Raw genomic sequence first — 365 nt, 5'->3', positions numbered from 1 at the left:
TACCCACCCAATTCCACCACCTGCTGGCCAGCCTGCAAGCCGAACACACCCCGAGGGAATTGGGCGCCAAGTCCTGGAACGAAGTGCTGCGCACCCGCTGGCGCATCTCGACCGCCGAAGCCGGGCGCCGGCTGGCCGACGCCGCCGCACTGGGACCACGGCGCACCCTGATCGGCCAACCCCTGCCCCCGCTGCTACCGGCCACCGCCGCCGCTCAAGCCCAGGGCTCGATCAACGGTGAACACGTCGAAGTCATCCGCAAAGCCATCAGCCGGCTGCCCGACGCCACCGACCCCACCACCGCAGCCCAGTTCGAAACCGACCTGGCCCGCACCGCCCAAGGCGTCGGCCCCAAAGAACTCAAG

At 69.6% G+C, this 365-nt stretch carries 1 protein-coding gene; it reads left to right on the top strand.

Annotated features, from left to right (window positions below):
- Positions 1-365, top strand: a 365-nt coding sequence (locus tag SLQ30_RS33220) for a DUF222 domain-containing protein (protein WP_319451256.1), incomplete at both ends; no start/stop codon positions are given.

This window comes from Mycobacterium sp. RTGN4, assembly GCF_033804635.1.
Lineage (GTDB): Bacteria > Actinomycetota > Actinomycetes > Mycobacteriales > Mycobacteriaceae > Mycobacterium.
This window is presented reverse-complemented; position numbering and strand designations above follow the sequence as displayed.